14 protein-coding genes are annotated in these 13,233 nt (G+C 66.2%); 3 read left to right on the top strand and 11 right to left on the bottom strand.

Annotated features, from left to right (window positions below):
- Positions 1–37: 37 nt before the first annotated feature.
- Positions 38–820, bottom strand: a complete 783-nt coding sequence (locus HK108_RS09255) for a glutamate racemase (RefSeq protein WP_181271283.1) — start codon at positions 818–820, stop codon at positions 38–40.
- Positions 817–1,464: an HAD domain-containing protein gene (locus tag HK108_RS09250; RefSeq protein ID WP_181271282.1), complete on the bottom strand. Its 648-nt coding sequence runs from the start codon at positions 1,462–1,464 to the stop codon at positions 817–819. Before HK108_RS09250 ends, HK108_RS09255 begins: the two co-directional genes overlap by 4 nt.
- A gap of 134 nt (positions 1,465–1,598) precedes the next feature.
- On the opposite strand from HK108_RS09250, the gene HK108_RS19090 reads away from it, so the two are divergent.
- Positions 1,599–2,378 (top strand): helix-turn-helix domain-containing protein, encoded by a 780-nt coding sequence (locus HK108_RS19090; protein WP_181271281.1) that lies wholly within the window; start codon positions 1,599–1,601, stop codon positions 2,376–2,378.
- A gap of 130 nt (positions 2,379–2,508) precedes the next feature.
- Here the strand turns inward: HK108_RS19090 and HK108_RS09240 are convergent, their stop codons facing one another.
- The 6 genes from HK108_RS09240 to HK108_RS09215 all read right to left on the bottom strand — a co-directional run bounded on the left by HK108_RS09240 (position 2,509) and on the right by HK108_RS09215 (position 9,001).
- Entirely contained in the window at positions 2,509–2,916 is a 408-nt protein-coding gene (locus tag HK108_RS09240) for a VOC family protein (protein ID WP_181271280.1), read from the bottom strand.
- A 180-nt stretch (positions 2,917–3,096) separates the two neighbouring features.
- Complete coding sequence (locus HK108_RS09235; RefSeq protein WP_062860664.1) at positions 3,097–3,492, bottom strand: acyl-CoA thioesterase; 396 nt, start codon at positions 3,490–3,492, stop codon at positions 3,097–3,099.
- A 137-nt stretch (positions 3,493–3,629) separates the two neighbouring features.
- Positions 3,630–4,628 (bottom strand): electron transfer flavoprotein subunit alpha/FixB family protein, encoded by a 999-nt coding sequence (locus HK108_RS09230; protein WP_258233301.1) that lies wholly within the window; start codon positions 4,626–4,628, stop codon positions 3,630–3,632.
- Between the two features lie 2 nt (positions 4,629–4,630).
- On the bottom strand, positions 4,631–5,434 hold the full coding sequence (locus tag HK108_RS09225; RefSeq protein WP_181271278.1) for an electron transfer flavoprotein subunit beta/FixA family protein: 804 nt from the start codon (positions 5,432–5,434) through the stop codon (positions 4,631–4,633).
- A 2-nt stretch (positions 5,435–5,436) separates the two neighbouring features.
- Positions 5,437–7,950, bottom strand: a complete 2,514-nt coding sequence (locus HK108_RS09220) for a GcvT family protein (RefSeq protein WP_181271277.1) — start codon at positions 7,948–7,950, stop codon at positions 5,437–5,439.
- Positions 7,951–8,122: 172 nt separating this feature from the next.
- Positions 8,123–9,001 (bottom strand): LysR family transcriptional regulator, encoded by an 879-nt coding sequence (locus tag HK108_RS09215; protein WP_181271276.1) that lies wholly within the window; start codon positions 8,999–9,001, stop codon positions 8,123–8,125.
- A gap of 219 nt (positions 9,002–9,220) precedes the next feature.
- Here HK108_RS09215 and HK108_RS09210 point away from each other — a divergent pair, with 219 nt between their 5' ends.
- The gene (locus HK108_RS09210) at positions 9,221–9,814 is read left to right on the top strand and encodes a short chain dehydrogenase (RefSeq protein ID WP_139469412.1); all 594 of its coding nucleotides are present in this window, start codon (positions 9,221–9,223) and stop codon (positions 9,812–9,814) included.
- A gap of 125 nt (positions 9,815–9,939) precedes the next feature.
- Here HK108_RS09210 and HK108_RS09205 read toward each other — a convergent pair whose 3' ends face one another.
- Positions 9,940–10,716 carry an IclR family transcriptional regulator gene (locus HK108_RS09205; protein WP_181271275.1) on the bottom strand — a complete coding sequence of 259 codons (777 nt, stop codon included), beginning with the start codon at positions 10,714–10,716 and terminating at the stop codon, positions 9,940–9,942.
- A gap of 118 nt (positions 10,717–10,834) precedes the next feature.
- Between HK108_RS09205 and HK108_RS09200 the strand changes: the two genes are divergently transcribed.
- Positions 10,835–11,584 (top strand): IclR family transcriptional regulator, encoded by a 750-nt coding sequence (locus HK108_RS09200; protein WP_181271274.1) that lies wholly within the window; start codon positions 10,835–10,837, stop codon positions 11,582–11,584.
- An 18-nt stretch (positions 11,585–11,602) separates the two neighbouring features.
- Here HK108_RS09200 and HK108_RS09195 read toward each other — a convergent pair whose 3' ends face one another.
- Positions 11,603–12,589 carry a sigma factor-like helix-turn-helix DNA-binding protein gene (locus HK108_RS09195; RefSeq protein WP_229664045.1) on the bottom strand — a complete coding sequence of 329 codons (987 nt, stop codon included), beginning with the start codon at positions 12,587–12,589 and terminating at the stop codon, positions 11,603–11,605.
- A gap of 42 nt (positions 12,590–12,631) precedes the next feature.
- Positions 12,632–13,111, bottom strand: a complete 480-nt coding sequence (locus tag HK108_RS09190; RefSeq protein ID WP_181271273.1) for a carboxymuconolactone decarboxylase family protein — start codon at positions 13,109–13,111, stop codon at positions 12,632–12,634.
- Positions 13,112–13,233: the final 122 nt, after the last annotated feature.

Here is a 13,233-nt window from a genome sequence, read left to right as displayed (position 1 = left end):
AAAGACCCGGCTCGGAGGGAACGCGGAGGGGAGGTGCTCAGGCCTCTCGGGCGAGCAGTCGTTTGCCGGCCGGGTAGGCATCCAAGGCCTGGGGGAGGCTGACGCGTCGGCCGGACGCGAAGGTTGCGAGCACGCGTCCGGTGCCGGGCTGATCCTCGCCGACTCCGGCGGGTTCGAGGCCGATGCGGCGCAGCGTCTGTTTGGCCACCGGCATGGGGGAGTCGAAGACGGTGAGGGCTCCGGCTCGGGCTGCCATGATGCGGTCGGCGACGAGTCCGTAGTGGGTGCAGCCGAGCACCACGGTCTCCATTCCCGGTCCCATCCGGGTGAAGGCATCCTCGATGGCGGTGTCGATCTTGTTGAGATCGGCGGCGTTGATGGCCTCGGCCAGTCCGGGGCAGGCGATCTTGGCCACGTGCAGGTCCGCGGCGAAGGAGTCGATGAGATTCTGCTGATACTCACTGCCCGTGGTCGCCGGTGTCGCCCAGATCGCGAAATCCTGCCCGGTGCCGGCGGCCATCTTCACGGCGGGCACGGTGCCGATGACGGGGACAGCCGGTTCGTAGCGGGCGCGAACGGCTTCGAGGGCCTGCACCGAGGCGGTGTTGCAGGCGATGACGATGGCGTCGGGTTCCCATTCGGCGAGCACTCCGGCCGAATGCAGGGCCCGCTGTTCGAGGGTCTCGGTGCTCAGGCTGCCGTACGGGGTGAAGTCCGGGTCCATGGCGAGGACGAGGTCAGCGTCGGGGGCGAGGTTGAACAGCGCGTCGGCGGTGCCGAGGAGTCCGAGCCCGGAATCGAGCAGGCCGATGCGCGTCATGAAGTTCCCTTCAGGTCGGATGTCGTCGATGCCTTGGTCTTTGGGCCGCCGGGCTTGGCTTCGTCGGTCTTCGGATCGTCGGTCTTGGGGTAGGCGAACTCCCGGATCTCCTTTAGATGGGCTTTCGTCAGGCCGTGGGCGAAGTCCGGGGCGATGAGTTTGAGGCGGTTGGGCGAGTAGTGCTTGAGGAAGTATTCGCGGGTGGCCGGCCACGCCAGATCGTCGTCGATCCAGATCGCACGCCCATGTTCGTGGGTGGCCAGCCAGTCCTCCATGGCGCGGGCCTTCCACCACTGCTGCGGATCGTGGGCGAAGCGGTTGTGCGTCTCATCGGGCATTTCGATGACGTCGAAGGAGTTGCGCAGACCGAATTTCGGTTCGAGCTCGGACTTGCATCGCTGCGACCAGGTCGACAGCCAGACGACGTCGACCTCATGGGTCTCGACGATGCGGTCGAAGAATTCGACGACGGACGGCCGGTAGTGGAGTTCGTAGTGCCACGCGTGCAGCTTCTTTCGCCCCTCGGCCATGCCGCGCAGCTTGGGTACCGGGTAGGAGTTGAGGACGCCATCGACATCGAGGAATACAGTGACATGGCGAGCCTGCCTGCGCGCCGATACCGGCGCCGAGGATGCTGCAGCCATCATTCCTTCCCGTGAGCTCAGTCGTGCGGCCCTCTGTTGGGGCGATTCGCGCGCTATTCTGGGGGCAGATCGCGCCGCCCGCACCAGATGAACACAGACGAGTTTACCGCCGAGAGCGTCAGGAGGCCGAGTCCGTGTATCGCGAAACCCGGATTCCGCGCCTGCGGGCGAGCCTGTGGGTCTCCGTTCCCGACAAGGCCGATTCCCTCGCCGAGGCGGCTTCCTCCGTCGAGGCGGCAGACCCTGATCGTGGGAACACTGCCGCCGGTCTGGCTTCCGGGCCGACTGTCGCAGCTGCCGCGGCTCCATCGCTCATCGTTCCCGACGGGTGCATGGATCTCATCGTCATCGATTCGCAGATACTCATCGCCGGCGCCGATTCCACGGCACGGATGTTCCACGGTTCGGCTGCACCGACGGTGGGCCTGCGATTCGACTCCGGCGTGCTTGCGCAGCTGTTGACCACCTCGGCGGGGGAGCTGGCCGATCGGGTGACGCCCCTCGACGCTGTCATCGGCGGCCGGCATACAGAGGTTCGCGCTGTAGGAGAGGGCGGGGCCGCCGCGGTGACGGGAGCTGCCCGGGTGCTGCTCGACACGGCCGGCGGTCTGACGGACCGAGCCATGCTGGATCCGCGTCCGATGGCCTTGGCTCGGGCCTTGGATGTGCGCTCGAATTCGCCGGCCCAGACCGTCACCGAGGCGGCCGCGGAGTTCGCGTATTCACCGCGGCAGCTGCGCCGGCTGAGCGCGGAATGGTTCGGCTACGGGCCCAAGCACCTGGCGAAGATCCTGCGCTGGCAGGCCGCGCGAGACCTCATCGATGCGGGGTGGTCGCGGACAGCGGCAGCGGCCGAGGTCGGGTATGCCGATGCCGCTCACCTGCGGCGGGACGAGCGCTCGCTCATCGGGTAGCGGGATGAGCGAGTGCTCATCGGGTGAGGGCGCTCGTGGCGCTCGTTCCGTAGGTTCGTCCCCGCCCAGAACTACCCGACGGCGGCCCAGCAACCTGGCGCCAGGTTGCTGAGCCGCCGTCGGGTAGCAATTAGGAGTTGAGGGCGGCGAAGAGGTCGACCGTGTTGCCGTCGGGGTCGGAGACCACAGCGTAGCGCTGTCCCCAGAACGCGTCCCAGGGTTCGTGGACGATTTCTGCCACGGGATCGCTTCCCCCGTCGCCGCGCCCGGTGAGCTTGGCGAATGTCGCATCGACCGCCTCGGCGGTGGAGCAGTCGAAAGCTAAGGACATCTTGTTTCCGCCGGTCGGGCGGGTCCATTCGGGATCGATGCCGAGGACGACCGCCTCGGTGTCGAGGAGGATCCGCAGGGATCCGGAGGAGAACTCGGTGTGTGGGGCGTCCGGGCCGCCGTCGGCGAGTTCGAGACCGAGAGCGGAGTAGAAGGTGATGGCGGCGGGCATGTCTGCGGTGATGATCGAGATCGCGTCGAGTTTCATGACTTCAGACTATGCGGACGGGTGCGGTGCCGGCTTGAACGAATCGGCCATAATCGCGCGTCCCCCGGGAGGTGCTCGCTGCTGTCGGGCGAGCGATAGGCTCATACTGGGTGGGCTGAATGGTCACGCCCGGAGCGGATTCGCGTGACTGTTTCTCCCACCTACGCCAATCGTCGGGCCTCAGTCCTGCAGGTAGGGTTCGAAGACTGCGCGCAGTTCGGGCGTCAGCGGAGTGGGCTTCTGCGAGTCCCGATCGATGTGGACGAGCACACAGTCGTGGTCGAAGACCTGACGTCCGTCCTGGTCACCGCGGGTGTTGACGGTGAACGAGGAGTTGCCGAGCTTCTTCACCGTCACCGTCATCTTCAGTTCGGGGCCGTACATGACGGGCACGAGGTAGTCGATGGTCTGGCGGGCGACGAGCAGTCCGCCGCCGGTGATGTGTCCGGCCCGGATCTCGTGCATCCAGCGCACGCGGCATTCCTCGATGAGGGTGATCATCCGTGCGTTGTTGACGTGGCCGAGCAGGTCCTGATCCGACCAGCGCACTTCGGGTGAGAGTTCGAAAGTGGCCATGACTGCCTCCAGGAGCTGATTGGGAACGAGGTCTGAACGATCGTTCCATAGTTAATCAGGTGCCCAGCGCCAACGGAAATTCTCAGTGCATTGGTACTGTCCGGAGCGGCCTTGGCGGAGCCCGGGCCGAACTGCGCTCAGCCGCGACGGCGGACGATCTCCTCGTTGACGGCTCCGACCACCTCGTGGAGGTCGCCGATGATCGCATAGTCCGCCCGCTGGACCATCGTCGATTCTTCATCGGTGTTGATGGCCACGAGCGTCTTCGCCCCCTCGATTCCGGCCATGTGCTGGATTGCTCCCGAGATCCCGCAGGCGATGTAGACGTCGGGGGAGATGCGGCTGCCGGTCTGGCCGACCTGTTCGGCGTGTGGGCGCCAGCCGAGGCCCGTGACCACACGGGAGACGCCCAGGGCACCGCCGAGGTGGTCGACGAGTTCGAGGACTTCGGCGAATCCGTTCTCCGAACCGACTCCGCGACCGGCCCCGACCACGGCCCTGGCCGAGGTCAGTCCGGACGCATCATCGGCGGCCTCGACCTCGGTGCGCTGGACACGGGTGGTCAGGTCCGCCTCGGCGACGGTGAGGTCATAGGCGTAGACCTCCGGGGTGATTGGGGTCGTCTCTTCGGGAGTGCAGGCGTGGCCGGCGATCGTGAGCACCTGCAGATCCCCGTCGAGGCGGAGGCGTTCGAAGGCGGTGCCGCCGTGGACCTGACGGAGCAGGCCCTCTGCGTCGGCGGCGATGACATTGGCAGCCATGCGGGCGCCGGTGCGGACCGCGGCGTGGGCCATGAGCTCCATACCGCGCGGGGTGCCCGAGGCCAACAGTGTGCCGGACTCCGGAGCGACGTCGACGATCGCCTGCGCCCAGGCCGCCGCAGAATACTCCGCGAGATCCGGATGGTCGAGATGATGGATGACACCGACCCCGAGCCGCCCCAGCGACTCAACCGCAGCATCACTGAGCGGGCCGATCACCACCCCCTCCGTGCTACCTGACGGCGGCCCAGATACCTCGCGCGAGGTTGCTGCGCCCCCGTCAGGTAGTAATTGGGGGTTTTTGCGGGCGAAGGTGATGGCTTCGGCGGAGGTGAGTGTCACCTCGCCTGCCGGGTCCGTTTCGACGAAAACCATAGTCATGGTCGGATCACTCCGATCTCCTCGAGCACATCGACCAGGGCGGGAGCCGCTTCGGGGCCCTCGCCGAGGATGGTCACCGAACTCGCCTTCACCTCAGGCAGTTCGAGCCGGAGCCGGGGGCTGCCCATCCCCGGAACGGGCGCGTCGTATTCGACGACCTGGGCCTTCTTCGCCTTCATCCGCCCGGTGATCGAGGGATAGCGCGGATCGACCCCGCCCTCATGGACGGCCACGACCGCGGGCAGATCGAGGGAGAAGATCTCCGTTCCCACCGGTCCGATCCCGCGCGCCTCGATGCGCCCGGAGCCGCGCTCGCCGCCGCCTCCAGCCGCCCCGCCGACACTGATCGTCTGGATATTCGTGAGCACCGGGTACCCGAGGTCGTAAGCCAGGCGGATCCCGACCTGGAAATCGCCGGTGTCGGCGGCATCGTCACCGGTGAGGACGAGATCGAAGGTCTGCCCCGCCTCGGCGCGATCACGGATGACATCACCGATGACCTGCGCAATATCCTCGGGGGCGAACACGGACGGGTCGGCCGCCTCGACGAGGATGCCGTCGTTCGCTCCCACCGCCACGGCCGCACGCAGCTGCTCGACCGCCTCGGCGGGACCGAGAGTGAGCACGGTGACGGTCCCACCGGCCTGGGCCGCGGTCTGGATCGCGAGCTCGACAGCGCACTCCTCGTGTGAGGACATGGTGTGGCCGAGACCGGATTCGTCGATCCCGGTGCCGGTGGCATCAAGGGTGACGGAACCGGCGATATCGGGGACACGTTTGATGCAGACGAGAATGTTCACGGCTACCTCCGGATGCACTCGTTGTCAGGGTCGAACAGCGGCGTCGAATCGACCGATGCCACCGTCACCGGATAGAACTCCTCCATGTACACGACCTGCAGACGGTTGCCCAGCACCGCCTCGGCGGGTGGGAGGAACGCCATGAGCACGTGTTTGCCCAGGCTGGGAGCCGATCCCGCCGAGGTGACATAAGAGTGGCGACCGTGCCCGTCGATCAGCGGATCGCCGTCCGCGGAGACGATGGGTTCCCCGCCGAGCATGTACCGCTTCTCCCCGCCGGCACTCGTGTGATCGTCGACGGTGAGCGAGCACAGCACCGTCTTCGGGTCCTCCTCGCGGTGGCGCAGATGCGCGGCCCTGCCGACGAAGTCCTGGGACTTCACCTTCGGTCGGCTCATCCCGACCTCGACGACGCTGCGTTCGGAATCGAGCTCAGTCCCGAATGCGCGGTAGCCCTTCTCGATCCGGCCCGTGGTGCCGTAGACGCCGAGTCCGACGGGGAGCAGTCCGTGCGCGTGGCCTGTGTCCATGAGCGCATCCCAGAGCTTCAGCCCCGATTCCATCGGTACATAGAGCTCCCAACCGAGGTCACCGACATAGGAGATGCGGGAGGCGAGCACCTCGAGCGAACCGATCTCAATCGTCCGGGCGGTGCCGAACTTGAACGCCTCATGGGAGACATCGGAGCTGGTGAGACCGCCGAGGATGTCGCGGGCTCGCGGTCCCCACAAGCCGATCGTCGTCCACGAACTCGTGAGATCGGCGATCTGAGCCCCCGTATCCGGCAGTCGGTCGGCGAACCATTTCAGATCGACCATTCCGTGGGCGGCGCCCGTGACGACGCGGAACCGGTCGTGCGCCAGTCGCATGATCGTCAGGTCGGAACGGAACCCGCCGTTCTCATCGAGGATCGGGGTGTAGACGACCCGGCCAATGGCGACATCCATCTGAGCCAGGGCAATGTGCTGGACGGCGTCGAGAGCAGCCGGACCGAAGATGTCGAAGATGACGAAGCTCGAGAGGTCGACGAGCCCGGCACGCTGCCTCATGGCGAGGTGTTCGGCGTTGATGATCGGTGACCACCAGCGGGAATCCCATTCGGCGCTGCGGTCCATGACCGCGTCACCGAACTCCTCGAGCAGACCGGCATTCGACTGATACCACTGCGGCCGCTCCCACCCGCCGGCTTCGAAGAACACGGCCCCGAGATCGGCCTCGCGATGCCACATCGGGGATCGGCGGACGTCACGGTCGCTGGCCCACTGCTCGCCGGGGTGGACGATGCCATAGGTCTTGTTGAATGCCTCCGAGGTGCGGGCGCGCACGTGTTCGCGGGTGCGCTGATGGGAGTGGAATCGAGCGATGTCGGCACCCTGCACGTCGATCTCCGGCAGTCCGTGCGTCATCCACTCGGCCACCGCCCGCCCGACGCCAGGACCTTCCTTCACCCACACGGCCGCCGCCGACCACAAGCCCTTCACCTGGGGTGATTCGCCGAGGATGGGCGCCCCGTCCGGAGTCAGGGAGAGCAGTCCGTTGATGGCATAGCGGATCTCGACGTCCGGATTCGACAGCACCTCGGGCATGAGTTCGACGGCCTGTTCGAGCTGCGGGTCGAAGTCATCCTCGGTGAACGGCATCTCCGTCGGGGAGAGCTTCGCCGCCTCGATCGAGGGGATCTCATCGGGGTCGTGGAGGATCGGCCGGTGGGCGTAGGAGCCGATCTCCATGTCGGAGCCGTGCTGACGTTCGTAGCAGAAGGTGTCCATGTCCCGCACGATCGGAAACGAGATCTCGCCGGGACGTTCGGCCAGCTGCGGGACGGGCCCGACGCTGATCATCTGGTGGACCGCCGGAGTCAGTGGGATGGCCGCACCGGCCATGGCGGCGATCCGCGGGGACCAGACACCGCAGGCGATGAGGATGCGGTTCGTCGCGACCTCGCCCTTCGTCGTGTACACGGCTGCGATCTGCCCGTCCCTGACATCGATGCCGGTCACTTCGGTGTTGGGCGAGACCGTAAGCGCCCCTTTCGCTTCCGCGGATTCGCGCATCATCGTGCCCGCACGGACCGAATCGACGACTCCGACCGTCGGGGTCCAGAAGGCACCGAGGATGGCCTCGGGATCGACGAACGGCACCTTCTCGGCGACCTCGGCGGGGGTGACGAGGGAAGATTCGATGCCCCATGCGCGTGCCGAGGCCATGCGCCGCCGCAGCTCCTCCATGCGCTCTTCGGTACGGGCGACCTCGAAGCCGCCGGACTCGGTGAAGACCCCGAGTTCCTTGTACTGGCGCATGCTGTCGAGGGTGAGGTCGGTGATCTCACGCGAGTGGTCGACGGGGAAGATGAAGTTCGAGGCGTGCCCGGTCGAGCCGCCCGGATTCGGCAGCGGGCCCTTGTCGATCTGGACGATATCGGTCCAGCCGAGCTCGGCGAGATGGTGGACGAGGCTGTTGCCGACGATGCCGGCGCCGACAACGACGACGCTGGCCTGGGCGGGGACGGAAGCCATGAGCAGGCTCCTCTCTGAAGGCATCTTCGCCTTCACCAGCATCGTTGCGAATTATGCAACGATGCGCGCTATGTGGAACTGCGTACGATGATCGTCCTCCGCCGAGGCGGGAGTGTCAAGAGGTCGCTTGCGCGGTCATTGCGCGGTCGGAAGATCGCGTCGAACGACAGCGTCAGGGCTGAGCGGTAAGCTCTCGGAAATACCGCTGAGCGAACTCGGCGAATCGGGGACAGGCCGAGTGGGCGCCGCGGGTGTTCCACTCGATCGTGACGTCGACCTCGGGCGAATCGACGATCTCGCGATAGACCACCTCGGGGTGGGAGTGGGTGAATGAGGTCGCCGCCGAGGTGACTCCGACAGCCTTGTCGAGGACGACGTTGACCAGCCATTCGTCTGTATTGCCCGCCATCAGCGGACGAGGCGCGACAGGGCGGTCGTCCCAGAGTCGCAGACTCGCCGTCGGCGAGACGGAGCACAGAGCCACCGTGCTGTGGGCGATCTGTTCGAGGCTCAGCTGAGGAGTGGCCGCGAGCGGGTTGGACACGGAGACGGCGGCGACGAGGGACTCGCGGAACAGCGGCCGGCACTCCCGTCCCTCGGGCGCCTGCGGTTCACCGACGGCTCGTTTCACGATGGCGATGTCGATATCGGCCGTGGCCAGAGCAGCGTCCAGATCGTCGGGCCGACTCGCATCGATCGGTGTCTGCGAGGTGGCCTGCCATTCCCTGATGAGCCCGTGCGTGTGCTTGCCCAGTCCCGCCCATGCCCATCCGAGCCGGAGGGGTTCGCGATCGTCGCCGAAGCGCTCCAGCAGCCGGTCGAGCCGGCCGACGAGGGACGCGGCCTCGACAGCGAACTCCATTCCCCGCTCGGTGAGCACGACGCTGCGGGTGGTCCGCTCGACCAGCGTCGTCCCCACAAGCTCCTCCAGCTGCGAAATCGTCCGCGACAGAGTCGGCTGAGTCGTGCCGAGCAGCGCGGCGGCGACCGTGAACGACGCGGTCTGGTCGATGGCGACCAGGGCGCGGAGATGACGCAGCTCAACACTCATGCGCTCAGCGTATAGCGACCGATCTGGATTCTCCAGGCCGCGCGGAGAGGCGGAGTCCTTGGGAAGACCGAGGCACCCAGGGGGACCAGCCGTTCTGGCGGAGCGACAGCCTTTTCATGCGTCTCAGACATGAATATCCGCACAGAAGTATTTCTCTTCGCCTCCGAACGTGCTTAGGCTCGCTGCAGACCACCACACCAGCGAGACGAGGGAGACACCATGAAGGTACTCATCATCGGAGCCAAGGGACACGTCGGAACCGCGGCCGTCCGAGCGCTCGAAGGCAAGCACGAAGTCATTCAGGTCGGTCGGAGCACGGATCCGGCGGTCGATCTCGACGATCCGGCGACGATCGAGGCGCTGCTGAACGAGGTCGGTGAGGTCGATGCCATCGTGTGCACGGCCGGACACGTCCCGTTCAAACCCGTCACGGAACTGACCCGGGAGGACTTCGAGTCGGGGTTCTACGGCAAGACGCTCGCCCAGCTGGATCTGGTGCGCATCGGCCTGCCCCATGTCAGGGACGGCGGTTCGATCACCCTGACGACCGGGGTGACGGCCCGCGCCGCGATCCCCACCGGATCGGCGGCCGCGATGGCCAGTGGAGCCATCGAATCATTCGTCATGGCCGCCGCCGGTGAGATGCCGCGCGGCATCCGCATCAACGTCGCCAGCCCGACCGTTCTGGAATCGGCCACGCATTTCCACGACTTCTTCCCCGGGTTCCCGCCGGCCTCCGATGAGGCGGTGGGCAATCTCTACCGCCGCGCCGTCGAGAGCATCGACAGCGGCACCACGTACATCCTCGACTGACCACCTCCCCACCGAGGATGATCACACCATCGCCGAGGCGGGGCCGACGTCGGCGTGTCCGTGCCGATTTCGGCGGGTGTCGGCTTCGCAGGTGCCGATTTCGTGGGGTACCGATTTGGCGTGGTTCAGTGTTCGCGCCACCCGAGGCGGGCTGAGATGTCGGCGGCGGCCGAAGTGAGCAGGTCTTTCGCCGAGGCGACCTTGTCCTCGGTGAAGCGGAAGCTCGGTCCCGAGGCCGAGATCGACGCGATGACGTCTCCGTGAGCATTGCGCACGGGAGCGGACACTGCGGTCAGCCCGACCTCGAGCTCATCGATGACGAGCGAGAATCCGGTGGCGGCCACCTCGGCGATCTGGGTGAGCAGCTGCGCAACCGAGGTCACGGTGTGCGGGGTGTAGCGGGTCAGCTTCGCACCCAGGGTCTCCCGGATGCCTGCCTCGCTGAGGCCGGAGAGCAGGACCTTGCCGTTGGAGGTCGCGTGCAGCGGAATGCGCTGACCGACCCAGTTGTGGCTCTGCACCGAGGACGTCGACGAAGCTTGGTCGAGGTAAAGGGCGGCACCGTCGGAGAGGACGGCGACGTTGATCGTCTCGCCGGTCGCCTCGGCGAGCATCTTGGTGATCGGGCGGGCCTCCTGGACGATGTCGAGGCGTGCGGTCGTCGCTCCGGCGAGGCGGAGGATGGACAGGCCCAAGCGATATCTGCCGCGGTGATGGTCCTGTTCGACGAGTCCGCGGGCTTCGAGAGTGGAGACGATGCGCGAAGCCGTCGACTTGTGCACGCCGAGTTCACCGGCGATCTCGGTGATCCCGGCGAGCCCCGTGCGGGCGATGATCTCGAGGATCGTCACGGCCCGATCCACGGATTGGACGCCGCCCGAGCCCGCGTCTTTGTTGCTCATTTCGAAACTGTAACTCACGACGCGCAACCCGGCCAGAGTCTGAGAGCGTGGGGTAGGGTGAGTGCGGTCGGTGGGACTCGATTCCGCCGACCCCCTTTCCCCGACGGAGCTGAGCACGATGAGCAATGGGACCCAGTCGATCGACCGGGCGGCAGAGATTCTGTCGTTGGTCGTGAGGTCCGACGACCCGATCTCCTACACCGAGGTGGTCGAAGAGACCGCATTGGCTCGGTCGACGGTCTCACGCCTGCTCTCCGCCCTCGAACGCAACGGTCTGGTCGAACGCGACGGTGACGGCCTCTACCGCGGCGGATCGCTGTTCGCGACCTATGCTTCCCGCTTCGACAGAGTGGAGAACCTCGTCGCCGCAGCCGACCCGACCCTGCAGCGCCTCAGCGAGGAGACCGGTGAGACGGTGAACCTCGCCATGCCGGGACCCAAAGGAGTCGTCCAGGTCGCCCAGGTCGATTCGACGTTCGTCCTCGGCGCCACGAACTGGGCGGACGTCGAGGTGCCGCCGCACTGCTCGGCTCTGGGCAAGGTCATGTTCGCCTATGACGTCATCCCGCTGCCGACCGGCAGGCTGGAGCGGCGCACCGAGAAGACCTTGGGCTCACGCAAGGAGCTCACCGACGATCTCGACACGGTTCGCGATCGCGGATTCGCCATCGTCCACGAAGAGTTCGAGATCGGACTCGACGCTCTGGCCGCACCGGTGTTCGGCATCGACGGAGACGTCGTCGCGGCCGTGGGAATCTCCGGACCGACGATGCGCATCGCCGAGCATCATGACCGCCTGGGCGCTTTGCTCGTCGACGAGGCGGGACTGCTCTCGCGCAGTCTCAAACGCAAGGTCACCCACCGGTAGGGACGGTCGGACCCGGCATCATGACACGTGATCTGTGCGTACCCGTTCCAGTTTGTCCGGGTTGTTCACTTGTCGCAGGCCAATCACGCGGCCGGTGTCGTCGACCTCGACGGCCAGTACACGCAGATCACCGTCCTTGACGATTCCGATGCCCGCTTCGCCGTTGACAGCGATCACCCCTGTCACCTGCTGGCTGCTGGGATCGCTCGGATCGAACACCGCGGCGAAGAATCGGATGATCCGATCTATGCCGAACAGCGGATTCCGAGTGGCCGGGACCTTCCCTCCGCCGTCGCTCCAGAAGATCGCATCGTCGGCCAGCAGCAGACGCAGCGCCGAACTCTGATCGCCTGAGCGGATTGCGTTGACGAGGCGGTCGATCACCTGCCTGTTGCCCGAGCGCGGTAGGTCTCTGTCGAGGTCGAGCCGTCGTTCGGCTCTTGAAATCATCTGCCGGACAGCGGCGGCAGATTTGTCCAGGATCGAAGAGATCTCGCTCGCGGGGACGTCGAATGCTCGGGACAGAACCACGGCTGCCCTGGCTTCGGGAGTGAGCTGATCGGCCAGATGCAGCAGGGTCACCGACAGCAGCTCTCTGTTCGCCACGGCTTCATCGGGCAGTGCTTCGGTTGCAATCGGTTCGGGGAGCCACGACCCGGGGTACTCCTCTTTGACGCTCTCGAGATGCCGAGCCTGGTCGATCGACCGGCGGACGCAGACCGTCGTCAGCCACCCCGGCCAGGAACGCACTCTGCGGGTCCTGCCGGGGCCGGCGGGCGGCTGAGTCGACGTGCCGGAAGGCGGCTGAGTCGAATGGCCAACGGCACCGTCGGAACGATCGGCGGCACCCTTCCGCTCTTGGACGACCGCTGCGATGCCGACCTCGGAGACGATGTCCTCGGCCAGCCCGACGTCTCCGAGCATGCGGTAGGCGATTCCGAAGAGTCGCCCCCGGCGCTCTTCCCAGGCGCGGGTCGCCGGTGATTCGGTGTCAGGCGCGTTCACGTGCACCAATGTAGACCACCGTGGATTCTTAGTGGCGGCGGCTCACGACTGCTCGCCGTCTGCCGGTGCTGCAGCAGACTCTGCCTCGGCCGGTGGGACTGTTTCGGTGCTGATCGCCAGGCGGTTCCACACATTGATCGTCGAGATGCCGAGCAGGAGGTCTCCCAGCTGCTCATCCGTGAAGTGGCGCGTCGCCTCTTCCCAGATCTCGTCGGTGACTGAGTCCGGTCCGATCTTCGTCACGGCGTCGGTGAGGGCGAAGACGCTGCGCTCGCGGTCGTCGAAGAGCGACCCGGTGTGCTGCCAGGCGGCGACGTTGACGACCTTGCGCGAGGAGACTCCCATGCCGATCAGGTCGCTGGAGTGCATGTCGACGCAGAATCCGCAGCCGTTGACGATGGAGGCGCGCAGCTTCACGAAGTCGTAGAGTTCTGTGCCGATGGCTCGCCTGCAGTAGGAATCCATATGTGCAACGGAGGCGTAAGCCTTCTTGTTCATCTGGTCGAGGCTGATGCGTGCCATGGGGTCCCTTTCACTTGATGCGTTTGCGGCGGGCGACGCTTCGGCCCGCCACCTACTGTGTCGGATGGGGATCCCATTGTGTGACACCGGAGCGACATCGGGTGATCGAATCGGCCCGATCG

Origin of the sequence: Brevibacterium sediminis, assembly GCF_013623905.1 — a bacterium.
GTDB lineage: Bacteria > Actinomycetota > Actinomycetes > Actinomycetales > Brevibacteriaceae > Brevibacterium > Brevibacterium sediminis.
Note: the sequence above shows the minus strand (reverse complement) of the source record. Positions and strands in the feature narration are given on the sequence as shown.